The 25570-nt window shown below is 55.6% G+C and carries 22 protein-coding genes and 1 other annotated feature; of the genes, 18 read left to right on the forward strand and 4 right to left on the reverse strand.

All coding sequences use genetic code 11. From position 1 onward, the window contains the following. Window positions 1-201: 201 nt before the first annotated feature. The gene (robA, locus tag B3041_RS12895) at window positions 202-1083 is read right to left on the reverse strand and encodes an MDR efflux pump AcrAB transcriptional activator RobA (protein WP_065650187.1); all 882 of its coding nucleotides are present in this window, start codon (window positions 1081-1083) and stop codon (window positions 202-204) included. A 194-nt stretch (window positions 1084-1277) separates the two neighbouring features. On the opposite strand from robA, the gene creA reads away from it, so the two are divergent. Beyond that, complete coding sequence (gene creA, locus B3041_RS12900; protein WP_065650186.1) at window positions 1278-1751, forward strand: protein CreA; 474 nt, start codon at window positions 1278-1280, stop codon at window positions 1749-1751. Window positions 1752-1797: 46 nt separating this feature from the next. On the opposite strand, the gene arcA is transcribed toward creA, so the two are convergent. Beyond that, a complete protein-coding gene (gene arcA, locus B3041_RS12905) occupies window positions 1798-2514 on the reverse strand; it encodes a two-component system response regulator ArcA (RefSeq protein WP_039382461.1) in 717 nt (238 codons plus the stop codon). Between the two features lie 610 nt (window positions 2515-3124). Between arcA and B3041_RS12910 the strand changes: the two genes are divergently transcribed. The 5 genes from B3041_RS12910 to thrC all read left to right on the forward strand — a co-directional run bounded on the left by B3041_RS12910 (window position 3125) and on the right by thrC (window position 8852). Beyond that, a complete protein-coding gene (locus tag B3041_RS12910) occupies window positions 3125-3829 on the forward strand; it encodes a tRNA/rRNA methyltransferase (RefSeq protein WP_292975388.1) in 705 nt (234 codons plus the stop codon). Between the two features lie 185 nt (window positions 3830-4014). After that, a complete protein-coding gene (gene thrL, locus B3041_RS16920) occupies window positions 4015-4086 on the forward strand; it encodes a thr operon leader peptide (RefSeq protein ID WP_071669149.1) in 72 nt (23 codons plus the stop codon). After that, window positions 4022-4144: a sequence feature (Thr leader region), on the forward strand. It overlaps the preceding gene by 65 nt. 26 nt (window positions 4145-4170) lie before the next feature. Then, entirely contained in the window at window positions 4171-6633 is a 2463-nt protein-coding gene (thrA, locus tag B3041_RS12915) for a bifunctional aspartate kinase/homoserine dehydrogenase I (RefSeq protein WP_292975391.1), read from the forward strand. 2 nt (window positions 6634-6635) lie between these two features. Beyond that, window positions 6636-7565 carry a homoserine kinase gene (gene thrB, locus B3041_RS12920; protein ID WP_292975394.1) on the forward strand — a complete coding sequence of 310 codons (930 nt, stop codon included), beginning with the start codon at window positions 6636-6638 and terminating at the stop codon, window positions 7563-7565. A 3-nt stretch (window positions 7566-7568) separates the two neighbouring features. Beyond that, window positions 7569-8852, forward strand: a complete 1284-nt coding sequence (gene thrC / locus B3041_RS12925; protein WP_065650182.1) for a threonine synthase — start codon at window positions 7569-7571, stop codon at window positions 8850-8852. Window positions 8853-9171: 319 nt separating this feature from the next. On the opposite strand, the gene yaaA is transcribed toward thrC, so the two are convergent. Further along, window positions 9172-9948 carry a peroxide stress protein YaaA gene (yaaA, locus tag B3041_RS12930; RefSeq protein WP_292975397.1) on the reverse strand — a complete coding sequence of 259 codons (777 nt, stop codon included), beginning with the start codon at window positions 9946-9948 and terminating at the stop codon, window positions 9172-9174. A gap of 214 nt (window positions 9949-10162) precedes the next feature. Here yaaA and tal point away from each other — a divergent pair, with 214 nt between their 5' ends. The 6 genes from tal (at window position 10163) to nhaA (ending at window position 17971) form a co-directional block, all read left to right on the forward strand. Next, complete coding sequence (gene tal, locus B3041_RS12935) at window positions 10163-11116, forward strand: transaldolase (protein WP_065650179.1); 954 nt, start codon at window positions 10163-10165, stop codon at window positions 11114-11116. Window positions 11117-11239: 123 nt separating this feature from the next. After that, on the forward strand, window positions 11240-11827 hold the full coding sequence (gene mog, locus B3041_RS12940; protein ID WP_065650178.1) for a molybdopterin adenylyltransferase: 588 nt from the start codon (window positions 11240-11242) through the stop codon (window positions 11825-11827). Window positions 11828-11932: 105 nt separating this feature from the next. Beyond that, window positions 11933-13234 carry an MFS transporter gene (locus B3041_RS12945; RefSeq protein WP_292975401.1) on the forward strand — a complete coding sequence of 434 codons (1302 nt, stop codon included), beginning with the start codon at window positions 11933-11935 and terminating at the stop codon, window positions 13232-13234. A 252-nt stretch (window positions 13235-13486) separates the two neighbouring features. Then, the gene (gene dnaK / locus B3041_RS12950; RefSeq protein WP_065650176.1) at window positions 13487-15397 is read left to right on the forward strand and encodes a molecular chaperone DnaK; all 1911 of its coding nucleotides are present in this window, start codon (window positions 13487-13489) and stop codon (window positions 15395-15397) included. 102 nt (window positions 15398-15499) lie between these two features. Continuing rightward, complete coding sequence (gene dnaJ, locus B3041_RS12955; RefSeq protein ID WP_065650175.1) at window positions 15500-16642, forward strand: molecular chaperone DnaJ; 1143 nt, start codon at window positions 15500-15502, stop codon at window positions 16640-16642. Between the two features lie 150 nt (window positions 16643-16792). Further along, entirely contained in the window at window positions 16793-17971 is a 1179-nt protein-coding gene (nhaA, locus tag B3041_RS12960; protein WP_065650174.1) for a Na+/H+ antiporter NhaA, read from the forward strand. Between the two features lie 106 nt (window positions 17972-18077). Here the strand turns inward: nhaA and rpsT are convergent, their stop codons facing one another. Beyond that, window positions 18078-18341 (reverse strand): 30S ribosomal protein S20, encoded by a 264-nt coding sequence (gene rpsT, locus B3041_RS12965; protein WP_039382484.1) that lies wholly within the window; start codon window positions 18339-18341, stop codon window positions 18078-18080. Window positions 18342-18661: 320 nt separating this feature from the next. Between rpsT and ribF the strand changes: the two genes are divergently transcribed. From ribF to dapB, 6 genes are all read left to right on the forward strand, one after another. After that, window positions 18662-19600 (forward strand): bifunctional riboflavin kinase/FAD synthetase, encoded by a 939-nt coding sequence (ribF, locus tag B3041_RS12970; protein ID WP_292975407.1) that lies wholly within the window; start codon window positions 18662-18664, stop codon window positions 19598-19600. Between the two features lie 27 nt (window positions 19601-19627). Then, window positions 19628-22447: an isoleucine--tRNA ligase gene (gene ileS, locus B3041_RS12975; protein ID WP_292975410.1), complete on the forward strand. Its 2820-nt coding sequence runs from the start codon at window positions 19628-19630 to the stop codon at window positions 22445-22447. After that, a complete protein-coding gene (gene lspA, locus B3041_RS12980) occupies window positions 22447-22944 on the forward strand; it encodes a signal peptidase II (RefSeq protein ID WP_065650171.1) in 498 nt (165 codons plus the stop codon). The genes ileS and lspA overlap by 1 nt, the downstream gene beginning before the upstream one ends. A gap of 69 nt (window positions 22945-23013) precedes the next feature. Continuing rightward, on the forward strand, window positions 23014-23484 hold the full coding sequence (gene fkpB / locus B3041_RS12985; RefSeq protein WP_065650170.1) for an FKBP-type peptidyl-prolyl cis-trans isomerase: 471 nt from the start codon (window positions 23014-23016) through the stop codon (window positions 23482-23484). Then, a complete protein-coding gene (gene ispH, locus B3041_RS12990; RefSeq protein ID WP_292975415.1) occupies window positions 23465-24418 on the forward strand; it encodes a 4-hydroxy-3-methylbut-2-enyl diphosphate reductase in 954 nt (317 codons plus the stop codon). The genes fkpB and ispH overlap by 20 nt, the downstream gene beginning before the upstream one ends. Before the next feature lie 222 nt (window positions 24419-24640). Next, window positions 24641-25450: a 4-hydroxy-tetrahydrodipicolinate reductase gene (dapB, locus tag B3041_RS12995; RefSeq protein ID WP_065650168.1), complete on the forward strand. Its 810-nt coding sequence runs from the start codon at window positions 24641-24643 to the stop codon at window positions 25448-25450. The last annotated feature ends 120 nt before the right edge of the window (window positions 25451-25570 follow it).

The following is a 25570-nucleotide window of genomic DNA, read 5'->3' on the forward strand; positions in this document are numbered from 1 at the left end:
CCCCCACATTCCCCGTAGGGGTGCCATTAATGGCGCCCGGGTTGATGCGCATGCGGAACGTGATGATGTTTTTACCGCGGCCAGGGCGCATTAATGCGCCCCCCACATTCCCCGTAGGGGCGCCATTAATGGCGCCCGGGTTGATGCGCGTACGGAACGTGATGACGCCATTAATGCGCCCCCTGCAGGCTTCTTGGGCGATTAATTAACGGGCTGCGGGCGGATCGGGATCAGGTATTCGCAGCGGATATCGGCCGGCGGTTCGCTGCGCTTTTTGCCGCCGTGGGTATAGAAGCGCTCAATATCCTGGCCCTGACGGCGGATTAATCCCAGCATCGGCATGCAGGTGCCGTAGAGCATCAGGATAAACTCCTGCAGTGCGACGCGCGGCCCTTCATAGCTGAACTGCACGTAGTCTCCTGCTTCCAGCGTCACGCGCTGGTTAGACTGCATGTCCAGCGCCTGCTGATCGACCGGAACCGCAGTGGTATAAAGGATCTCCTGCTCATCATCTTTCTCATGGCTGGCGCGTACCTGATGCAGGCCGTAAAGCACCGGCGGCACGGTATCGGTTTCCAGCAGGAACTGCTTCCAGAAGTGCACGCGCATCTCATCGCGATAGCGGGAGATCTGCTCCAGCGCGCAGGTGTAACTCTGCGTCTGCCCCACCAGAATCGTCTCCGGCAGCGTGACAAACTGTGCTTCTGGCACGGGCTGGTTATCCAGACGAATGGGCGGGCGGATACCGTAAGAGTTCCACTCAGATGAGCGACGATACCAGGCAGGCGTCTGATTAAACTGTTTCTTAAACGCGCGCGTAAAGGTCTGCTGTGAATCGAAGCGATACTGCAGAGCGATATCAAGGATAGGGCGGCTGGTCAGGCGCAGCGCCACCGCGGCTTTGGAGAGACGGCGCGCACGGATGTATGCCCCGATGGCATGTCCGGTAACCTCTTTAAACATCCGTTGCAGGTGCCATTTGGAGTAACCCGCTTTCAGCGCAACGTTATCAAGTGAAAGCGGCTGATCCAGATGGCTCTCCAGCCAGACAAGCAAATCGCGAATGATACCGGCTTGGTCCATAAAACATCCTCATAACTCTCTGGTGGCGCAACGATGAAGTCGTCGAATAATAGCACTAAATGCACAAACGCGCGGCGCTTGTGTGTTGATCAAGTGTGCTATATCAATGCGGGTGATAACCCGTTCAGGTTTGGTTCTTTTATCTGGTGACGGTACATTATCGCCACATCTCTTTCCTTTGCAATGGTAACCCAATGACAATAAATCGCGCTCTTATAGTCACGCTGGCAACTTTTATGTTCACCCCCGTCGCGCTGGCGGAGGAGATCGGCTCTGTTGACACCGTATTCAAAATTTTCGGCCCCGATCATAAAATCGTGGTCGAAGCGTTCGACGATCCGGACGTGAAAAATGTCACCTGCTATATCAGCCGGGCAAAAACCGGCGGCATCAAAGGGGGACTGGGGCTGGCTGAAGATACATCGGATGCGGCTATCTCCTGCCAGCAGGTAGGGCCTGTAGAGCTTAGCGAGAAAATCGCACAAGGCAAGGCGCAGGGAGAAGTGGTGTTTCGCAAGCGGACATCGCTGGTGTTCAAAAAGCTGCAGGTGGTGCGCTTTTTTGATCAGAAACGCAACGCGCTGGTCTATCTGAGCTATTCCGATAAGGTCGTGGATGGATCACCGAAAAACGCGCTGAGCGCGGTGCCCATTATGCCGTGGCATTAAAGCCGTTAAAAAAAACGCCCGGACGGGCGTTTTTTTACTGTTTAACTTAATCCTGCAGTTCACCGCAGAAGCGATAGCCTTCGCCATGGATGGTGGCGATGATTTCCGGCGTATCGGGTGTTGACTCGAAATGTTTACGAATACGGCGAATCGTGACATCCACGGTACGGTCATGCGGCTTAAGCTCGCGACCGGTCATCTTCTTAAGCAGGTCGGCACGCGTCTGGATTTTGCCCGGATTTTCGCAAAAATGCAGCATTGCGCGGAATTCACTGCGCGGTAGCTTGTATTGCTCGCCGTTTGGGCTGATCAGCGAGCGGCTGTTAATATCCAGTTCCCAGCCGTTGAAGCGATAGCTCTCAACCTGACGACGCTCTTCACCCGGCATGGCCAGGTTCATGGTGCGCGACAGCAGATTGCGCGCGCGAATGGTCAGCTCACGCGGATTAAAAGGTTTAGTGATGTAGTCATCAGCGCCAATTTCCAGGCCGAGGATCTTATCCACTTCATTATCGCGACCGGTCAGAAACATCAGCGCGACGTTTGCCTGTTCACGCAGCTCGCGCGCCAGCAGCAATCCATTTTTCCCTGGGAGGTTGATATCCATAATCACCAGGTTTACGTCATTGTCTGTTAAAACCTGATGCATTTCAGCACCATCAGTGGCTTCATAGACCACGTAACCTTCCGCCTCAAAAATGCTTTTTAGCGTGTTACGCGTGACCAGTTCGTCTTCAACGATAAGAATGTGCGGGGTCTGCATGTTTTGCTACCTAAAATTTGCCAACAAATCGAAAACAGGGCGTACAACCGTTGCCGCGACAAAATAAAAATGTGTCATAGGCGTCTGCGCAACCGGAGTACGAAATAATCTTCGGAATATACCATCCATCAGGTCAACGTCAGTGTCAGCTCAGCCGGTCAGAATGAATATCTGTGCGCCCCGTTGGGATCGGAATAGCGTTTATCCTAACCGCATTAACAGCAACCTAACAGCACCAGCAACAACCGATAAGCATAAAAACAACGCTTCGTTGACTTATATCAAAAGCAAGTGTAGCACGTTAACACTTTTATGAAAAACTTCTCCTGTATTGCCAGCTTAGCTCACAAAAAGCAGCATTTTCGCTACATTTAACCCGCGGTTTTAAACGCGTGCAAATTGCATAAATAGCTGGCGTAGTGCAATGAATTAACAGGGTTTATGTTTTATAACGCCATAATATTTGCCTGAGAGTGACAAATGTCTTCAGCACAATTTATTCCGGCAGTTTAACATTATTAACATTCCGCTTTATCACTGCATAACAATTGGTATTTTTATCACTGCATGCCACCATAGCGCACAGTGTTAATTTGCTACCGGAAAAATTATGTCTTTTCCCCTGATTTTGGTTTCACCCGCCCGCCCGGAAAATATTGGTGCCGCTGCCCGCGCAATGAAAACCATGGGCTTTACTGAGCTGCGCATTGTCGCCAGCGACGCATGGCAGGATCCGGCGGCGCGACGTGTTGCGCACGGCGCCGGTGAAATCCTCGACAGTATCCGGACTTACGCCACGCTGAGTGAAGCGCTGGCCGATGTCGATTTTTCTGTTGCCACCACTGCACGCAGCCGGGCGAAGTTTCGCTACTACGCTACGCCTGCACAGGTTGAGACTATATTGCAGGAAAAGCGGCAGTGGCTGCCGCGCATTGCGCTGGTATTTGGACGTGAAGATAGCGGACTGACAAACGAGGAGCTGGATCAGGTCGACCTGCTGACCGGTATCCCGATGGCGGCGGATTATCCCTCCCTGAATCTGGGGCAGGCGGTCATGGTCTACTGCTATCAGCTCGCTTCACTTAATCAGGTCACCGTCACCCCGGCAGAAACGGCGAATGCGCTGCAGCTGCAGGCGCTGCGTCAGCGGTTTCAGCAGCTGCTTACCACGCTGGAGGTGAGCGATGACACTAAAATGGTGGACTGGATCGAGCAGCGCATCGGTCTGCTGGAGCAGCGCGACAGCGCAATGCTGCACCGGCTGCTGCACGATGTGGAAAAAAAGCTGGCAGAGAATTACTCGGAAAAACCCTGAGTTGGTAGCTGCTGATCGGGCATCTCGCGTTTGTCGTAAACGATCTTAACAGCATTTGCCCGATTCAGCGCAGCACTGCCCGGCTGCAGGTTCACCCGCAAAAGACAAATTCGTTGACTTAACGTGTGCTTTGCTTTACTTCTGGAAGGCAGACGGACAAGACAAAGACAGACAGAAAAATCTTAATGCGTAACGACAGCCTGAACACCACAACAATTATTACCACCACCATTACCACAGGTAACGGTGCGGGCTGACGCATACAGGAAAAAATAAAAAAGAAGCCCGCACCTCAACAGTGCGGGCTTTTTTTTCGGCAAAAATTCAGGAGAGCTTTAACCATGCGAGTGCTGAAATTCGGCGGAACCTCAGTAGCCAACGCAGAGCGTTTTCTGCGCGTGGCGGACATTCTGGAAAGCAATGCGCAGCAGGGACAGGTTGCCACCGTGCTCTCTGCACCCGCAAAAATTACTAATCACCTGGTAGCGATGATTGAAAAAACCATCAGCGGCCAGGATCCCCTGCCGAATATCAGTGACGCTGAGCGCATTTTTGCCGATCTCCTGCAGGGACTCGCGGCGGCCCAGCCGGGGTTTGACGTTGATCGCATGAGCACTTTTGTTGCGCTGGAGTTTGCTCAGCTGAAGCAGGTGCTGCACGGTATCAGCCTGCTGGGGCAGTGCCCGGATGCGGTCAATGCGGCTATTATCTGTCGCGGCGAAAAGCTGTCGATTGCCATTATGGAAGCGCTGCTGCAGGCGCGTGGTTATCCGGTAACCGTTATCGATCCGGTTGAGAAGCTGCTGGCCGTGGGGCACTACCTGGAATCCACCGTGGATATTCCTGAATCCACCCGCCGTATCACCGCCAGCCAGATCCCGGCCGATCATATGATCCTGATGGCGGGCTTCACCGCCGGTAATGAAAAGGGTGAGCTGGTGGTGCTGGGGCGTAACGGTTCCGACTATTCGGCTGCCGTGCTGGCCGCCTGTCTGCGCGCTGACTGCTGCGAAATCTGGACCGACGTTGACGGGGTCTACACCTGCGATCCGCGCCAGGTACCCGATGCGCGCCTGCTGAAGTCGATGTCTTATCAGGAAGCGATGGAGCTCTCCTACTTTGGTGCCAAAGTACTGCATCCGCGCACCATTGCACCGATCGCACAGTTTCAGATCCCCTGCTTAATTAAAAATACCGCCAATCCGCAGGCGCCCGGCACGCTGATTGGCGGCGAAGGCGGTGATGATGAGAATCCGGTTAAAGGCATTACTCATCTTAACAATATGGCGATGTTTAACGTCTCCGGTCCCGGAATGAAAGGCATGGTGGGCATGGCCGCGCGCGTATTTGCCGCGATGTCACGTACCGGCATCTCCGTGGTGCTGATCACACAATCCTCCTCTGAATACAGCATCAGCTTCTGCGTGCCGCAGAGTGAACAGGCGCGCGCGCGGCGCGTACTGGAAGAAGAATTCCATCTTGAGCTGAAAGAGGGTCTGCTCGATCCGCTGGATGTGCTGGAGCAGCTGGCGGTGATTTCAGTAGTAGGCGACGGCATGCGTACGCTGCGCGGCATTTCCGCCAAATTCTTTTCAGCGCTGGCGCGCGCCAATATCAATATCGTGGCGATCGCCCAGGGCTCTTCCGAACGCTCAATTTCTGTTGTGGTAAGTAATGACGATGTGACTACCGGCGTACGCGTTGTGCATCAGATGCTGTTTGCCACCGATCAGGTGATTGAAGTGTTTGTGATCGGCGTGGGCGGCGTGGGCGGTGCGCTGCTCGATCAGCTGCATCGCCAGCAGGCGTGGCTGAAAGGCAAACATATCGATCTGCGTGTCTGCGGGATCGCGAATTCACGCGCGCTGCTGACCGATGTCCACGGTATCGATCTGAGTGACTGGAAAGGCGCGCTGAGTGAAGCGCGTGAGCCGTTTAACCTCGGACGTCTGATCCGGCTGGTAAAAGAGTATCACCTGCTCAATCCGGTGATCGTCGACTGTACCTCCAGCCAGGCGGTGGCCGACCAGTATGCAGACTTCCTTGCAGAAGGTTTCCATGTGGTGACGCCTAACAAAAAGGCGAACACCTCCTCGTGGAATTACTACCAGCAGATGCGGGCTGCCGCCGCCAAATCGCGCCGCAAGTTTCTTTATGACACTAACGTCGGCGCCGGTCTGCCGGTGATTGAAAACCTGCAGAACCTGCTGAACGCGGGTGATGAGCTGATTAAATTTTCCGGCATTCTCTCCGGCTCGCTCTCTTTTATCTTCGGCAAGCTGGATGAGGGAATGTCGCTGTCGCAGGCGACTACGCTGGCGCGCGAGATGGGCTTTACCGAACCCGATCCGCGTGACGATCTGTCGGGAATGGATGTGGCGCGCAAGCTGCTGATCCTGGCGCGTGAGGCGGGCCATCAGCTGGAGCTGAGCGATATCAATATCGAACCGCTTCTGCCTGCGAGCCTGACTGAACTGGCAGATGCGGATCAGTTTATGGCGCGTCTGCCGGAGCTGGATAACGCCTTTGCAGCACGCGTCGCTCAGGCGCGTGACGAAGGCAAAGTGCTGCGTTTTGTCGGAGCGATTGCAGAAGATGGGCGCTGCAGCGTTAAGATTGAGGCGGTAGACGGTAACGATCCGCTGTGCAAAGTGAAAAACGGTGAAAATGCGCTGGCGTTCTATAGCCGCTACTATCAGCCAATTCCGCTGGTGCTGCGCGGGTATGGTGCAGGGAATGATGTTACCGCAGCGGGCGTATTTGCCGATCTGCTGCGTACGCTGTCGTGGAAGTTAGGAGTTTAATAATGGTAAAAATTTATGCACCGGCCTCCATTGGCAACGTCAGCGTTGGCTTTGACGTGCTGGGGGCTGCGGTGTCGCCGGTGGATGGATCGCTGCTGGGCGATTGTGTGGCCGTCGAAGCGGCCGATCGTTTCAGCCTTGTGAATCGTGGTCGTTTTGTCAGCAAACTGCCTGACGATCCTGAAGAAAATATTGTTTATCAGTGCTGGGAGCGTTTCTGTCAGGCAATCGGCAAAGAGGTGCCGGTGGCGATGACGCTGGAAAAAAATATGCCGATCGGCTCCGGTCTCGGCTCCAGCGCCTGCTCGGTGGTAGCGGGCTTGATGGCGATGAACGAATTCTGCGGCAAGCCGCTCAGCGATACCGCGCTGCTGGCGCTGATGGGCGAGCTGGAAGGGCGTATTTCCGGCAGCGTTCACTATGACAATGTGGCTCCCTGCTTCCTGGGCGGCGTACAATTGATGATTGAAGAGCAGGGGATTATCAGCCAGCAGGTGCCCTGTTTTGATGAGTGGCTGTGGGTTATGGCGTATCCCGGCATCAAGGTTTCGACCGCGGAAGCGCGGGCGATTCTGCCGGCGCAATATCGTAAGCAGGATGTGATTAAGCATGGCCGCCTGCTGGCGGGCTTTATCCATGCCTGTCATACCCGGCAGCCGCAGCTGGCGGCTAAGCTGATGCAGGATGTGGTGGCTGAACCGTACCGCACTAAACTGCTGCCAGGGTTCGCCGCAGCACGGCAGGCGGCAGCCGACATCGGCGCGCTGGCCTGCGGTATCTCGGGCTCCGGCCCGACGCTTTTCGCTGTTTGCAATGAGAGGGCAACGGCGCAGCGGATGGCAGACTGGCTGAACCAGCACTATCTGCAGAATGAAGAAGGCTTCGTCCATATCTGCCGTCTTGATACGGCTGGCGCACGTAAACTGGGATAACGTATGAAACTCTATAATCTTAAGGATCACAACGAGCAGGTCAGCTTCTCACAGGCAGTGAAACAGGGGCTGGGCTCGCAGCAGGGGCTGTTCTTTCCACTGGAGCTGCCGGAATTTGAACTGACTGACATCGATGCGATGCTGGAGATGGACTTTGTCAGCCGCAGCAGCAAAATCCTGTCTGCTTATATCGGAGATGAAGTCACCCCGCATCAGCTGGCTGAGCGGGTCAAAACGGCCTTTACGTTTCCGGCTCCGGTGGCGAAGGTCAGCGAAGATATCGCCTGTCTGGAGCTGTTCCACGGCCCGACGCTGGCGTTTAAAGATTTCGGCGGCCGCTTTATGGCGCAGATGCTCTCCTACGTTTCTGGCGCAGATGAGCAGATCACCATCCTGACCGCCACCTCGGGTGATACCGGGGCCGCCGTGGCACACGCCTTCTACGGTATGGAAAACGTGCGCGTGGTGATCCTCTATCCGCAGGGCAAAATCAGCGCCCTGCAGGAAAAACTGTTCTGCACGCTGGGTGGCAATATTGAAACTATCGCGATTGATGGCGATTTCGATACCTGTCAGTCGCTGGTTAAGCAGGCGTTTGATGATGAGGAGCTGAAAAAAGCGATTGGCCTTAACTCCGCTAACTCCATTAACATCAGTCGTCTGCTGGCGCAGATCTGCTACTACTTTGAGGCGGTCGCACAGCTGCCGCAGGAGCAGCGCAATCAGCTGGTGGTCTCGGTACCCAGCGGTAACTTTGGCGATCTTACCGCCGGCCTGCTGGCAAAATCGCTTGGTCTGCCCATCAAACGGTTTATCGCCGCAACCAACGCCAATGACACCGTACCGCGCTTTCTCGGCAACGGGGCCTGGCAGCCGAATGCCACCGTGGCTACCCTGTCAAACGCCATGGATGTCAGCCAGCCCAATAACTGGCCGCGCGTGGAAGAGCTGTTCCGCCGTAAAACCTGGCGTCTGACCGATCTCGCTTACGGTGCGGTTTCTGATGAGACGACGCAGGCCACGATGCGCGAGCTGGCCGATCTGGGTTATCTCTCCGAACCGCACGCGGCCATCGCTTATCGTCTGCTGCGCGATCAGCTGCAGGAAGGTGAGTATGGATTGTTCCTCGGCACGGCGCATCCGGCAAAATTCCGCGAGAGCGTAGAGGAGATTCTGGGACAGACGCTTACGCTGCCGCAGGCGCTGGCCGATCGTGCCGATTTGCCGCTGCTGTCTCACCAGATGCCGGCAGAGTTTGCCGCACTGCGCAAATTCCTGCTGCGGTAACGGATCGGAGCGTATTCATGGCAGCCAGGGGCGCATAAATGCGCCCCCTACGGATATCCCATCCCCCTGTAGGGGCGCCATTCATGGCGCCCGGGTTGATACGCGTATAAAACGTGATGACGCCATTCATGACGCCCGGGTTGATACGCGTATAAAACGTGATGACGCCATTCATGACGCCCGGGTTGATGCGCGTGCGAAACGTGATGACGTCATTAATGACGCCCGGATTGATGCGCGTACGAAACGTGATGACGCCATTCATGACGCCCGAACTGATGTGCACACGAAACGTGATGACGTCCCGGCATAAAACGATTTATGCCTGCTGCTGGCGCTTAAACACCAGCTCATTCCCCTGGCTGGCTGGCGCATCAAAACGGTATCCCTCCACGTCAAACTGCTTCAGCTGTTCTGCCTCTGTCAGACGATGCTCAATCACAAAACGGCTCATCAGCCCGCGCGCTTTTTTGGCGTAAAAACTGATGACTTTATAGTGACCATCTTTTTCATCCAGAAACACCGGCTTCACCACATCGGCATCAAGTTTCGCCGGCTTTACTGCCCGGAAATATTCGTCTGAAGCAAGATTGATCAACACCCGATCGCCCTGCGCCTGTAGCGCACGATTCAGCGTTTCCGTAAGCGTATCGCCCCAGAAGCTGTAGAGATCGCGGCCAGCCGGATTGGCCAGGCGGGTACCCATCTCCAGCCGGTAGGGTTGCATCAGATCCAGCGGCCGCAGCAGGCCATACAGGCCGGAGAGCATACGCAGATGCTGCTGGGCAAAATCAAAATCCGCTTCACTAAAACGTTCCGCCTGCAGGCCGGTATACACGTCACCTTTAAATGCCAGAATAGCCGGACGCGCATTTTCCGGCGTAAAGTGCGGCTGCCACTGGTTAAAGCGATCGGCGTTCAGGTGCGCCAGCTTGTCGCTGATACGCATCAGCGAAGCGATATCAGCCGGCGAAAGGGCGCGCGCAACGTCAATCAGCTGCTGCGATTTTTCCAGCAGCTCAGGCCGGGTAAAGCGGGGGGTGGCAAGCGGGCTCTCATAATCCAGCGTTTTCGCGGGTGAAATCACCATCAGCATACCGGGTCTCCTTGTGCGCCTGCTTAAATATCAGGACATTAACGGAAAATTTATTGCGCGGAGTGTATCAAAAAAGCGGCATCAATCGGCAAATCGCTCCTATTTGTTAGCGCTATCGTAAAGGGCACGCCACGATGTTGCGCCGCTGATTGCGCGTGATATTATCGATTCAGCCTTTTATACCCTGACAGTCAACTAAAGAGAAAAGAGAACCATGACGGATAAACTTACTTCCCTGCGTCAGCTGACTACCGTGGTCGCCGACACCGGTGATATTGCAGCGATGAAGCTCTATCAGCCGCAGGATGCCACCACGAACCCTTCCCTGATCCTCAACGCTGCCCAGATCCCTGAATACCGCAAGCTGATTGATGAAGCGATCGGCTGGGCGCGTGAGCAGAGCAGCAACAAGGAAGAGCAGCTGGCGCTGGTCTCTGACAAACTGGCTGTCAATATCGGGCTGGAGATCCTCAAACTGATCCCGGGCCGTATTTCAACAGAAGTGGATGCACGTCTCTCCTACGATACAGAAGCGAGCATCGCGAAGGCGCGCAGCCTGATTAAACTCTACAACGACGCGGGCATCAGCAACGATCGCATTCTGATCAAGCTCGCTTCAACCTGGCAGGGCATCCGCGCGGCGGAGCAGCTGGAAAAAGAAGGGATCAACTGTAACCTTACGCTGCTGTTCTCCTTCGCGCAGGCACGCGCCTGTGCGGAAGCAGGCGTCTTCCTGATCTCTCCTTTCGTGGGCCGTATTCTCGACTGGTACAAGCAGAACACCGATAAAAAAGAGTATGCGCCGCATGAAGATCCAGGCGTGGTCTCCGTGTCTGAAATCTACAGCTATTACAAACAGCATGGCTATGAAACCGTGGTGATGGGAGCCAGCTTCCGTAACGTGGGCGAAATCATCGAACTGGCGGGCTGCGACCGTCTGACTATCTCTCCGGGCCTGCTGAAAGAGCTGGCTGAGAGCGAAGGCAGCGTTGAGCGCAAGCTGAGCTACAGCGGTGAGATCAGCGAACGTCCGGCGAAAATGACCGAAGCGGAGTTCCTGTGGCAGCATAATCAGGATCCTATGGCGGTCACTAAGCTGGCGGAAGGTATCCGCAACTTTGCCGTTGATCAGGGCAAACTTGAAAAGATGCTTACTGAACTGCTGTAAGCCTGACGCCGTGGCGGTACCTTGCCGCCACGGTATTACGCATTTCTCTGCTCTGCGCTTTGTATTATCCTTTCTGCATCTCTCTTTTTTTGCCGCCACGCGGCTAACCACAGCGATACTCTTATGGACACTTTACGCATTGGATTAATTTCCGTTTCCGATCGCGCAGCAAACGGCATTTATCAGGATCAGGGCATTCCGGCCCTGGAGAGCTGGCTCAGCGGTGCACTGGCAACGCCCTTCGAGCTGGAGACACGCCTGGTACCGGATGAACAACCGATGATTGAGCAGGCGATCTGCGAGCTGGTGGATGAACGCTTCTGCCATCTGGTGCTGACCACCGGCGGTACCGGGCCGGCACGACGTGACGTAACGCCGGATGCGACGCTGGCGGTAGCGGATCGCGAAATGCCCGGCTTTGGTGAGCAGATGCGTCAAATCAGCCTGCAGTTTGTTCCCACCGCCATTTTGTCACGGCAGGTGGGGGTGATCCGCAAACAGTCGCTGATCCTGAATCTGCCCGGTCAGCCGAAATCGATCAAAGAGACGCTGGAAGGGGTAAAAGCGGAGGATGGCAGCGTCAGGGTGCCCGGAATTTTTGCTGCGGTGCCTTACTGCTTACAGCTGCTGGAAGGACCGTATATCGAGACGCATGCGGCAGTGGTAGCAGCATTTCGCCCGAAAAGCGCACGGCGTGAGACAAACCTCTGAAAATAAGGCTTTTCAGGCATAAAATTCAGCCTTGCTGGCGTGGTGCGGGTTTGCCGGTATAGTAACGTCTGCCCTACCTTTTCCGGCTCTGGATACCGCACCGTTATGGACTCGCTCACCTCGCATCGACTTAACCGGCAGGACTATAAAACCCTGTCGCTGGCTGCCCTTGGCGGGGCGCTGGAATTCTACGACTTCATTATTTTTATCTTCTTTGCTGCCGTTATTGGCGAACTCTTTTTTCCGCCGGATATGCCTGACTGGCTGCGTCAGGTGCAGACGTTCGGCATTTTTGCTGCCGGCTATCTGGCGCGCCCTTTGGGCGGCATTGTCATGGCGCACTTTGGTGACAAAGTTGGCCGGAAAAAGATGTTCAGCCTGAGCATTCTGCTGATGGCGCTGCCGACGCTGGCGATGGGCGCACTGCCCACCTATGCGAGCATCGGTATTGCTGCGCCGCTGCTGATGCTGCTATTGCGGATGCTGCAGGGCGCGGCTATCGGCGGTGAAGTCCCGGGTGCCTGGGTATTTGTTGCCGAGCACGTGCCGGAAAAGCGTACCGGCTTTGCCTGCGGCACGCTGACCGCAGGGCTCACCGCCGGTATTCTGCTGGGTTCGCTGGTGGCAACGCTGCTTAACACGACTTTTTCTCCGGCGGAAATGCGTGATTATGGCTGGCGACTGCCGTTCTTTCTCGGCGGTATGTTTGGCCTGCTGGCGATGTACCTGCGTCGCTGGCTGCATGAAACGCCGGTGTTTCAGCAGATGCAGCAGCGTAAAACCTTGTCTGAACGGCTGCCGCTGCAGGCTATTTTGCTGCACCATAAGCGCAGTATCGCGATCTCAATGTTGCTGACCTGGCTGCTCTCCGCCTGCATTGTTGTAGTGATTTTAATGGCGCCTGCACTGATGCAGAAGCAGGGCGTACCGGCTGCGCTGAGCCTGCAGGCTAACAGCCTCGCCACGGTGATGCTGCTGATCGGGTGCGTGCTGGCAGGCTGGATCGTGGATCGCGCGGGTGCGGCGCGTACACTAATAGCGGGATCGCTGCTGCTGGCTTTCTGCAGCTGGCACTTTTTCCAAAACACCGGCAGCGCGCCGCAGATGCTGTTCTTCTGGTATGGCGTAGCGGGGCTGAGCGTCGGCGTAGTAGGCGTGGTGCCGTTTGTGATGGTGCGGGCTTTCCCGGCAGCGGTGCGTTTTACCGGGATCTCGTTCTCATACAACGTTGCTTACGCGATTTTTGGCGGCCTGACGCCCATCAGCGTGACGCTGATGATGCAGCTGACCCCCATGGCACCGGCCTGGTACGTGCTGGCGCTGGCCGCTATCGGTACAGGCGTTGGCTGCTGGCTCTGGCGTGATGCGCGTCAGACCACGGTGCACTCCTCCCGCTCATTATCCTGATCGTGCCACGGCGGGGCAGTGCTGCTCCGCCGCTGGTGTTGTACATTTTCCCGCCATTTGCCCCGTTGGGGTAAAAGAATCGAAATATTTTTTGCTTTTAACCCTTGATGCGCATCGAAGCGGCCCCATTTACTTGTCATCGGGCGTTGTGAAGCAGCAAAAAGCCTGCAGACGCAGTTGAAAGTGGCGGTAACGACCACATCTCTGCATCACAACCCAATTTGACAAAGAATTTACGTGGGAGACGTTTAGATGGGTAAGATTATTGGTATTGACCTGGGTACAACCAACTCTTGTGTGGCGATCATGGACGGCGGCAAAGCACGCGTCCTGGAAAACGCTGAAGGCGATCGCACCACGCCGTCAATTATTGCGTATACCGCAGATGGCGAAACGCTGGTAGGTCAGCCGGCTAAACGTCAGGCAGTGACCAACCCGCAGAATACCCTGTTTGCTATTAAGCGCTTAATTGGCCGCCGCTTCCAGGACGAAGAAGTACAGCGTGATATCAAAATCATGCCGTACAAGATCACAGGTTCTGACAACGGTGATGCCTGGCTGGACGTGAAAGGCCAGAAAATGGCACCGCCGCAGATCTCTGCTGAAGTGCTGAAAAAAATGAAGAAAACCGCGGAAGATTTCCTCGGTGAAGCGGTGACTGAAGCGGTCATTACCGTACCGGCTTACTTCAACGATGCACAGCGTCAGGCGACCAAAGATGCAGGCCGTATTGCAGGTCTGGATGTTAAGCGCATCATCAACGAACCAACCGCAGCAGCGCTGGCGTACGGTCTGGACAAAGGCCAGGGCAACCGCACTATCGCGGTTTATGACCTGGGCGGCGGTACCTTCGATATCTCTATCATCGAGATCGACGACGTTGATGGCGAAAAAACCTTTGAAGTTCTGGCAACCAACGGTGATACCCACCTGGGTGGTGAAGACTTCGACAGTCGCCTGATTAACTATCTGGTAGCCGAATTCAAAAAAGACCAGGGTATCGATCTGCACAACGATCCGCTGGCTATGCAGCGTCTGAAAGAAGCGGCTGAGAAAGCAAAAATCGAGCTCTCTTCTGCGCAGCAGACCGATGTTAACCTGCCATACATCACGGCAGATGCAACCGGTCCTAAGCACCTGAACATCAAAGTGACGCGTGCGAAACTGGAATCTCTGGTAGAAGACCTGGTCACCCGCTCCATTGAGCCGCTGAAAGTGGCACTGCAGGATGCTGGCCTGTCAGTTTCTGACATCAACGATGTCATCCTGGTGGGTGGTCAGACGCGTATGCCAATGGTGCAGGCGAAAGTAACCGAGTTCTTCGGCAAAGAGCCACGTAAAGACGTGAACCCGGATGAAGCCGTAGCGGTCGGTGCTGCCGTGCAGGGTGGCGTACTGGCAGGTGATGTAAAAGACGTTCTGCTGCTGGACGTAACGCCGCTGTCGCTGGGTATTGAAACCATGGGCGGCGTCATGACCGCGCTGATCAGCAAGAACACCACTATTCCGACCAAGCACAGCCAGGTGTTCTCTACTGCTGAAGACAACCAGTCTGCCGTGACCATTCACGTGCTGCAGGGTGAGCGTAAACGTTCCGGTGATAACAAATCGCTGGGTCAGTTTAATCTCGACGGGATCCAGCCTGCGCCACGCGGTATGCCGCAGATCGAAGTTACCTTTGACATCGATGCCGACGGTATTCTGCATGTGTCAGCGAAAGATAAAAACAGCGGTAAAGAGCAGAAGATCACCATTAAAGCCTCTTCTGGTCTGAACGAAGACGAAATCGAAAAAATGGTGCGTGACGCGGAAGCGAACGCTGAATCTGACCGCAAGTTTGAAGAGCTGGTACAGACGCGCAACCAGGGCGACCAGATTGCGCACAGCACCCGTAAGCAGCTGGATGAAGCAGGCGACAAACTCTCTGCAGAAGACAAAGCACCTATTGAAGCTGCACTGACTGAGCTGAATACCGCGCTGAAAGGCGAAGACAAAGCGGCTATTGAAGCGAAAATGCAGGCGCTGATGGAAGTCTCCGGCAAGCTGATGGAGATGGCACAGCAGCAGGGCCAGGCAGACGCAGCGGACGCTGGTGACGCGTCAGCACAGAAACAAGATGACGTGGTCGACGCTGAGTTCGAAGAAGTTAAAGATAAAAAATAATTGCCCCTGACCGGGCGCGACGGCTGGCCTGACAGCCGTTGAAACCAGCACGGGCGTAGGAGTTTCTCCACGCCCGTGCAACTATGTTAAGGGCAGAACAAAATGGCTAAGAGTGATTTTTACGAGATCTTAGGCGTCTCAAAATCGGCTGATGAGCGTGAAATCAAAAAGGCTTATAAGCGCCTGGCGATGAAATATCACCCGGACCGCAATCCGGGCGACAAAGAAGCCGAAGCAAAATTTAAAGAAGTGAAGGAAGCGTACGAAATTCTGACGGATGCACAGAAGCGTGCGGCCTACGACCAGTATGGTCACGCAGCCTTTGAACAGGGCGGCGGTGGCGGCGGCTTTGGTGGTGGCGGCTTCGGCGGCGGTGGCGCAGACTTCAGCGATATCTTTGGCGACGTATTTGGCGATATCTTTGGCGGCGGTCGCCGTCAGCGTGCATCACGCGGTGCCGATTTACGCTACAACATGGAGCTGACGCTGGAAGAAGCGGTACGCGGCGTGACCAAAGAGATCCGCATCCCGGTACTGGAAGAGTGCGATGTCTGTCATGGCAGCGGTGCCAAAGCAGGCACGCAGCCGCAAACCTGTCCGACCTGCCACGGCGCGGGTCAGGTGCAGATGCGTCAGGGCTTCTTTACTGTGCAGCAGGCGTGTCCGACCTGTCACGGCCGCGGCTCGGTCATCAAAGATCCGTGCAACGCCTGTCATGGTCATGGACGCGTTGAGCGTCAGAAAACGCTGTCGGTGAAAATCCCGGCGGGCGTGGACACCGGCGACCGCATTCGTCTGAGTGGCGAAGGGGAAGCGGGCGAGCATGGCGCACCAGCGGGCGATCTCTACGTTCAGGTCTCGGTGAAGAAGCACCCTATCTTTGAGCGTGAAGAGAATAACCTCTATTGCGAAGTGCCGATCAACTTTGCGATGGCGGCACTGGGCGGGGAGATTGAAGTGCCCACGCTGGATGGCCGTGTGAAGCTGAAGGTGCCTGCTGAGACCCAGACCGGCAAGCTGTTCCGCATGCGCGGCAAAGGCGTAAAATCAGTGCGCGGCGGCGCCGTTGGTGACCTGCTGTGCCGGGTGGTGGTGGAAACGCCGGTCAGCCTGAATGATAAACAGAAAGCGCTGCTGCGCGAGCTGGAAGAGAGCTTTGGTGGCCCGAGCGGTGAAAAGAACAGCCCGCGTTCAAAAAGCTTCTTTGACGGCGTGAAGAAGTTCTTTGATGACCTGACGCGCTGATTCAGCGTCAGGGCAACACACGAAAAGCGGAGAGGTGACTCTCCGCTTTTTTATTAATTTTAAACTGGCGTAAAGACGCGGCAAGCGGCTTTTATCACAGGGTTAACGCGGTTACACTCCTTAACAAATTGTTTTTGCTCAGGAGGAGTTGTGAATAAGCCCCGTTCGATTAAAACGTTGCTGAAAAGCTTTATAGAAAGTGATGCCAGCAACGGCATGGTATTAATTCTCGCTGCGGTCGCGGCCATGATTCTGGCAAACAGTGCAGAGACGGCCGCTGGCTATCAGAGCTTTCTCGCTGAGCCGGTGCAGATCCGCTTTGGCGCACTCGATATCAGCAAGAACCTGCTGCTGTGGATCAACGATGCGCTGATGGCGCTGTTCTTTCTGCTGATCGGTCTGGAAGTGAAACGCGAATTAATCAGCGGCGAGCTGGCCAGTCGCGATCGCGCGATTTTTCCGGTCATTGCTGCCCTCGGCGGTATGGTTGCGCCGGCGCTGATTTTCCTGTTTTTCAATCATGACAATGAGATTGCGCGCAACGGCTGGGCGATTCCTACCGCGACCGATATCGCATTTGCTCTGGGCGTGCTGGCACTGCTTGGCAGTCGTGTTCCTCTGGCGCTGAAGGTGTTCCTGATGGCGCTGGCCATCATCGACGATCTCGGCGCGATTGTGATTATCGCACTCTTCTACACCAGCGATCTCTCTGTGCTGTCACTGAGCGTGGCGGCAGCGGCGATTGTGGTGCTGGCCATACTTAACCGCTGTGGCGTGCGGAATATCGCCGTCTATATGCTGGTCGGGATGGTGCTGTGGACGGCTGTACTGAAATCAGGCGTGCACGCCACGCTGGCAGGCGTGGTAGTCGGCTTCTTTGTACCGCTGGAAGAGAAAGAGGGGCATTCACCGGCAGAGCATCTGGCGCACGGTCTGATGCCGTGGGTGAACTGGCTGATTCTGCCGCTGTTCGCGTTTGCTAACGCCGGGATTTCACTGAGTGGTATCACCTTTGGTGATGTGTTCTCACCAGAGCCGCTGGGGATTATCCTCGGGTTACTGATTGGTAAACCGCTGGGTATTACGCTGTTCTGCTGGCTGGCCGTAAAACTGCGTCTGGCGGCGCTGCCGGGCGGGACAACGATACGCGATATCATGGCCATAGGCGTGCTGTGCGGTATCGGCTTTACCATGTCTATCTTTATCAGTTCGCTGGCCTTTGACGCCGCGCATGAAGAGCTGGTGACCTTCTCGAAACTGGGTATTCTCAGCGGCTCGCTGCTGTCAGCGGTGATTGGCTATACGCTATTGCGCGTTAAGCTGCGTTAACCGGAGAGGAGGCGTCAGCCTCCTTTTTACGCTGCCGGCAAACGACAGGCATAAAAAAACCGGCTATAAGCCGGTTCTTTCTACAAAGCGATAAACAGACAGGCGATTAAGCCAGTTTGTTGATCTGAGCCACCAGGTTTGCTTTATGGCGTGCAGCTTTGTTTTTGTGGATCAGACCTTTAGCAGCCTGACGGTCCACGATTGGTTGCATTTCGTTGAATGCGTTCTGCGCAGCAGCTTTGTCGCCGGTTGCGATAGCCGCGTATACTTTCTTGATGAAAGTACGCATCATAGAACGGTTGCTCGCGTTATGCTTGCGACGTTTCTCAGATGTTACGGCGCGTTTCTTAGCTGATTTGATATTAGCCAAGGTCCAACTCCCAAATGTGTTCTATATGGACAAATCAAAGGCCGAGGACTATGCCTTTTGCGCCTTCTTTTGTCAATGGATTTGTGCAAATAAGCGTCGTTTTAACCACGACACCCGCTTACGTAATTGATGGCGCAAGATTCTACCAGCAACCCCGCGCTGAATACAGTATTTCGCAACAAATTTCTTCAGTACGTGCGGTGATTTGTCGCTAAACAGCGGGCCAGAGGGCGCTTCAGCGCAGGAAAGGCGTGTATACGGGTTAACCTTAGCGCTATTCAAGGGTATAATCCGCCGATTTCCACCGGTTTGAGTCAGCCATGAAGTTAATCCGCGGTATTTATAATCTGAAACAGCAGCATCGCGGCTGCGTTCTGACCATTGGTAATTTCGATGGCGTGCATCGCGGTCATCAGGCACTGATGGCGCAGCTGATTGCCGAAGGACGTAAGCGCAATCTGCCGGTGGTGGTGATGCTGTTTGAACCGCAGCCGCTGGAGCTGTTTGCCGGCGAAAAAGCCCCTGCTCGTCTGACGCGGCTGCGTGAAAAACTGAGCTGGCTGCAGCAGGCCGGCGTTGATGCCGTGCTCTGTATCCGGTTTGATCGTCAGTTTGCAGCCTATCCGGCCCAGCGCTTTATCAGCGAGCTGCTGGTGGAAAAACTCGACGTGCGTTTTCTGGCGGTGGGCGATGATTTCCGCTTCGGCGCTGGTCGCGAAGGGGATTTCCTGTTATTACAGAAAGCGGGTGCGGAGTATGGCTTTGAGGTCATCAGCACTCAGACCTTCTGCGACAGCGGCAAGCGCATCAGCAGTACCGCTGTCCGTCAGGCGCTGGCGCAGGATGACTTTGCGCAGGCGCAGCAGCTGCTTGGCCATCCCTTCAGCATTTCAGGTCGCGTGGTGCACGGTGATGCACTGGGCCGTACCATAGGTTTCCCGACCGCTAATTTGCCGTTGCGCCGCGCGGTGACGCCGGTTAAAGGCGTGTTTGCCGTGGAAGTGCTGGGGCTGGGCGCACAGCCGGTGCCGGGCGTCGCCAACATCGGTACCCGCCCGACGGTAAAAGGTTTACGTCAGCAGCTTGAAGTTCATCTGCTTGACACACATATGGATCTCTATGGCCGCCATATTGAGGTGGTGCTGAAACAGAAGATCCGCGACGAACAGCGCTTTGCCTCGCTGGATGCGCTGAAAGAACAAATTGCAAAAGATGTGGTGACAGCCCGCCAATTCTTTGGGCTACAAACACCGGTTTAATGACCGACAGACGGAATCGAGAATCTGATGAGTGACTATAAATCTACCCTGAATTTGCCGGAAACGGGGTTCCCGATGCGTGGCGATCTGGCCAAACGCGAACCGGGCATGCTGCAGCGCTGGTATGATGACAATCTCTACGGCATCATCCGCGCCGCCAAAAAAGGGAAAAAAACCTTTATCCTGCATGATGGCCCTCCGTATGCAAACGGCAATATTCATATTGGTCACTCTGTTAACAAGATTCTGAAAGACATTATTGTTAAGTCGAAAGGCATGGCGGGATACGATTCGCCCTATGTCCCGGGCTGGGACTGCCACGGCTTACCCATTGAGCATAAAGTTGAGCAGATGATTGGCAAGCCGGGCGAGAAAGTCAGCGCGGCAGAGTTTCGGGCCGCCTGCCGCAGCTATGCTGCCGAGCAGGTAGAAGGGCAGAAAAAAGATTTTATTCGCCTTGGCGTGCTGGGTGACTGGGATCGTCCCTATCTGACCATGAACTTCCAGACCGAAGCCAATATCATCCGTGCGCTGGGTAAAATCATCGGTAACGGCCATCTGCATAAAGGCGCGAAGCCGGTGCACTGGTGCATGGATTGCCGTTCAGCGCTGGCGGAGGCGGAAGTTGAGTATTACGACAAAACCTCTCCCTCTATCGACGTGATGTTTAACGCGCTGGATGCCGATGCGGTACGATCCGCCTTTGGCGTCAGCACCTCTGAGGGGCCAGTTTCATTGGTGATCTGGACCACCACGCCGTGGACCATGCCTGCTAACCGCGCAATTTCACTGCACCCGGAATTTGAATACCAGCTGGTGCAGATTGACGGTCGCAGCCTGATCCTCGCTAAAGACCTGGTGGAGAGCGTGATGAAGCGCGCCGGCATCAGCGAGTGGCAGGTGCTGGGCGAATGCCAGGGCGCAGCGCTGGAGCTGCAGCTGTTTCAGCATCCGTTCCTGACCCAGGTTCAGTCAAAAGTGGTGCTGGGCGAGCACGTTACGCTGGAAGCGGGTACCGGTGCGGTGCATACCGCGCCAGGGCACGGTCCGGACGACTACGTCATTGGTCAGAAATATGGTATTGAGACCGCTAACCCGGTAGCACCCGATGGCACCTATCTGCCGGGCACATACCCGTCGCTGGATGGCGTCAATGTCTTTAAAGCTAACGACATGATCGTTGAACTGCTGAAAGAGAAGGGTGCGCTGCTGCACGTGGAGAAACTGCTGCACAGCTATCCGCACTGCTGGCGCCACAAAACGCCGATTATCTTCCGGGCAACACCGCAGTGGTTTATCAGCATGGATCAGCAGGGGCTGCGCGCGCAGTCGCTGAAAGAGATCAAAGGCGTGCAGTGGATCCCGGACTGGGGCCAGGCGCGTATCGAAGCCATGGTCGCTAACCGTCCTGACTGGTGCATCTCGCGCCAGCGCACCTGGGGCGTTCCTATGGCGCTGTTCGTGCACAAAGAGAGCGAGCAGCTGCACCCGGACACGCTGGAGCTGATGGAGAAAGTGGCACAGCGCGTGGAGCAGGATGGCATTCAGGCGTGGTGGGATCTCGATCCGCGCGAGCTGATGGGCGATGATGCCGATCTTTACGTGAAAGTGCCGGATACGCTGGATGTGTGGTTTGACTCCGGATCAACCAGCTTCTCGGTGGTCGATGCACGCCCGGAGTTTGAGGGACACGCGCCGGATATGTATCTGGAAGGCTCCGATCAGCATCGCGGCTGGTTTATGTCCTCCCTGATGATCTCCACAGCGATGAAAGGCAAAGCGCCTTATCGCCAGGTGCTGACTCACGGGTTTACCGTGGATGGTCAGGGCCGCAAGATGTCAAAATCGATCGGCAACACCGTGGCGCCGCAGGATGTAATGGATAAGCTCGGCGCAGACATTCTGCGTCTGTGGGTCGCCTCTACCGACTACTCCGGCGAAATGGCGGTATCGGATGAGATCCTGAAGCGCGCAGCCGACAGCTATCGCCGTATCCGCAACACCGCACGCTTCCTGCTGGCCAATCTGGCAGGCTTCAATCCGGCCACTGATTGCGTCACGCCGGAAGAGATGGTCGTGGTCGATCGCTGGGCGGTAGGACGCGCGCTGGCGGCGCAGCAGGATATCGTTGCTTCCTATGAGAACTACGATTTTCATGAAGTGGTGCAGCGCCTGATGCACTTCTGCTCTATTGAGATGGGCTCGTTCTATCTTGATGTGATTAAAGATCGTCAGTACACGGCGAAAGGCGACAGCCTGGCGCGTCGCAGCTGTCAGACCGCGCTGTGGCACATCGTGGAAGCGCTGGTGCGCTGGATGGCGCCTGTCATGTCCTTCACCGCCGATGAGATCTGGGGTCACCTGCCGGGCAAACGCGCGCAGTATGTCTTCACCGAAGAGTGGTATGACAATCTGTTCGGCCTTGCGGCAGATGAGCCGATGAACGATGCATTCTGGGCCGATCTGCTGAAAGTACGTGGTGAAGTCAATAAAGCGATTGAGCAGGCGCGCAGCGACAAGCGCATCGGTGGTGCGCTGGAGGCGACGGTTACGCTCTATGCGGAACCTGAGCTGGGTGCGAAGCTGCAGGCTCTGGGCGACGAGCTGCGTTTTGTGCTGCTGACGTCGGGTGCCACGGTAGCTGGCTATGCAGCGGCGAGTGACGACGCGCAGCAGAGCGATCTGCTGAAAGGGCTGAAAATTGCCCTGCATAAAGCAGCAGGCGAGAAGTGCCCGCGCTGCTGGCACTATACTACCGACATAGGCCAGAATCCGGAGCACGCCGACGTGTGCGGCCGCTGTTATTCCAACGTAGCCGGCGACGGTGAAGTACGGAAATTTGCCTGATGACTAAACTCAGTTCAACCGGACTGCGCTGGATCTGGCTGGTGCTGGTGGTGATCGGCATCGATATGGCCAGCAAGCTGTGGGTCATGAACAACATGATGCTGCATGAAACGCAGCCGCTGATGCCGTTTCTGAATCTGTTCTACGCGCATAACTATGGCGCCGCGTTCAGCTTCCTGGCGGATAAAGGTGGCTGGCAGCGCTGGTTCTTTGCCGGCATTGCCGTGGCGATTGTTGTGGCGCTGCTGGTGATGATGTACCGCAACCGCGCCAGTAACAGGCTCAGCAATATCGCGTATGCGCTGATTGTTGGCGGTGCGCTCGGTAATCTGTTCGATCGCGCCTGGCACGGTTTTGTCGTCGACTTTATCGACTTTTATGTCGGTAACTGGCACTTCGCCACCTTCAATATCGCTGACTGCGGCATCTGCATCGGCGCGGCGCTGGTCGTGCTGGAAGGGTTTTTCAGCCCCAATGGCAAAAAAGCAACATCCTGACGTCTGCTGCCTGCACGCCGGTAACGGGTGCAGGCGCGGGCATGGTGAAAGAGAGAGTAAGGGTAACCGATGACAGAGACAGTTCAGCCCGATAGCGCGCTGCTGGTGCATTTCACGCTAAAGCTGGAGGATGGCTCCACCGCCGAATCCACCCGTGCTAACGGCAAGCCTGCGCTGTTCCGTCTGGGTGACGGCAGCCTGTCGGCGGCGCTGGAGCGCGAGCTGCTGGGGTGCAAAGCGGGCGATCAGCTCGCCTTCACGCTGGCACCGGAAGATGCGTTTGGCGCCAGCAGCCCGGATCTGATCCAGTATTTCTCGCGCCGCGATTTTATCGACGCGGGCGAGCCGGAAATCGGCGCAATCATGCTGTTCAGCGGCATGGGCGGCAGCGAGATGCCTGGCGTGATCCGCGAGATTTCCGGTGACTCAATTACCGTAGATTTCAATCATCCGCTGGCGGGGCAGCCTGTCCGGTTTGATATTGAAGTCCTTGAGATCGACCCGGCGCTGGAGGATAACAATGCAAATCCTGTTAGCTAACCCGCGCGGCTTCTGCGCCGGTGTGGATCGCGCTATCAGCATCGTTGAGCGGGCGCTGGAGATGTATGGCGCGCCAATCTATGTGCGTCATGAAGTTGTGCATAACCGGTATGTGGTGAGCAGCCTGCGCGAGCGTGGCGCGATCTTTATCGAAGAGATTGGTGAAGTGCCGGATGGTGCCATTCTGATCTTCTCAGCACACGGGGTTTCGCAGGCGGTGCGCGCCGAAGCAAAAGCGCGCGATCTGACGATGCTGTTTGATGCCACCTGTCCGCTGGTGACGAAAGTCCATATGGAAGTGGCGCGTGCCAGCCGCAAAGGGGTTGAAGCGATCCTGATCGGTCACGCCGGTCATCCGGAAGTCGAAGGCACCATGGGGCAATACAGCAATCCCAATGGCGGCATGTATCTGGTGGAGTCTCCGGAAGATGTGTTTAAGCTGACCGTCAAAGATGAGAGCAACCTCTGCTTCATGACGCAGACGACGCTGTCAGTTGATGACACGTCAGATGTCATTGACGCCTTACGTCAGCGCTTCCCGGCCATTATCGGACCGCGTAAAGATGACATCTGCTATGCCACCACCAACCGGCAGGAAGCGGTACGCGTGCTGGCACAGGACGCTGAAGTGGTGCTGGTGGTCGGTTCAAAAAACTCCTCTAACTCTAACCGGCTGGCTGAACTGGCACAGCGTGCGGGTAAGCTGGCAAAGCTTATCGACTCAGCGGACGATATTCAGGAGGAGTGGGTAACCGGCGTAGAGTGTATTGGCGTCACGGCAGGTGCTTCTGCGCCCGATATTCTGGTACAGCAGGTGATCCAGCGCCTGCGCGAACTCGGTGGTGAAGCAGCCATTGAGCTGATCGGCCGCGAAGAAAATATCGTATTCGAAGTGCCGAAAGAGCTGCGCGTTGACGTGCGTAACGTGCAATAAGCGCTTCGCATTTTATACCGTCTCAGGCCGACATTGTTCGGCCTTTTCTTTATGTACGGCGGCATGCCTCGTCACAACCAGCCGCCGGGATTGCTTTTACTGATAATGTTTTATCGCTGTCCTGAAATTCTTATATCCCTTTTTTATTGTGGCGTGACGGTTAGCTGATGGTTAACCTGTTTACGCTTTGCATGCATAGTTTTGTATCAGGAATGAATAAATATGAGTGATATCCGCTTAGCTATTGTTGGTGCGCCGGGCCGCATGGGACGAAATCTGATTCAGGCCGCGCATCAGGCGGAAGGCGTGGCGGTGGGGGCCGCGCTGGCGCGTAGCGGCTCTTCACTACTGGGGACAGATGCGGGTGAACTGGCGGGCATAGGTAAAACCGGCGTCATCATTACCGATGATTTACTGAGCGTGGTAAACGAGTTCGATGTGCTGATCGACTTTACCCGTCCGGAAGGCACGCTGGAGTATCTGGCCTTTTGCCGCGAGCATCATAAAGCGATGGTGATTGGCACAACCGGTTTTGACGATGCCGGAAAAGCCGCAATCCGTGCAGCGGCAGAGGAGATCGGTATTGTGTTCGCTGCAAACTTCAGCGTTGGCGTCAACCTGATGCTCAATCTGCTGCAGCAGGCGGCCAGAGTGATGGGGGAATATGCGGATATTGAAATCGTTGAAGCCCATCACCGCCACAAGGTTGATGCGCCTTCAGGAACGGCACTGGCAATGGGAGAAGCCATTGCGGACGCGATGGACTGGACGCTGGCGGAGCATGCGGTCTACGCGCGTGAGGGTCACACCGGCGAACGTAAAGCGCAGACTATTGGCTTTGCCACGGTGCGCGCCGGCGACATCATAGGTGAGCATACTGCTCTGTTTGCTGATGCTGGCGAACGCATAGAGATTAGCCATAAAGCATCCAGCCGGATGACCTTTGCAAAAGGCGCGATAAAAGCTGCTTTATGGGTCAGAAGCGGTAAAAATGGGCTTTATGACATGCGTGATGTGCTGAATTTAGTGTGAATTAAGTGTTGTGAGCCATCGTGATGTGGTTTTTCAGTCGCTAGTGCATTGATTGACAGGGCAATATAATTATTGCCCTTTATTTTATGTAAAAAACAGCTCTTCATAGGTTTTCTTCTG

This window comes from Pantoea sp. UBA4549, assembly GCF_002387285.1.
In the GTDB taxonomy this organism is placed as follows: domain Bacteria; phylum Pseudomonadota; class Gammaproteobacteria; order Enterobacterales; family Enterobacteriaceae; genus Pantoea; species Pantoea borealis.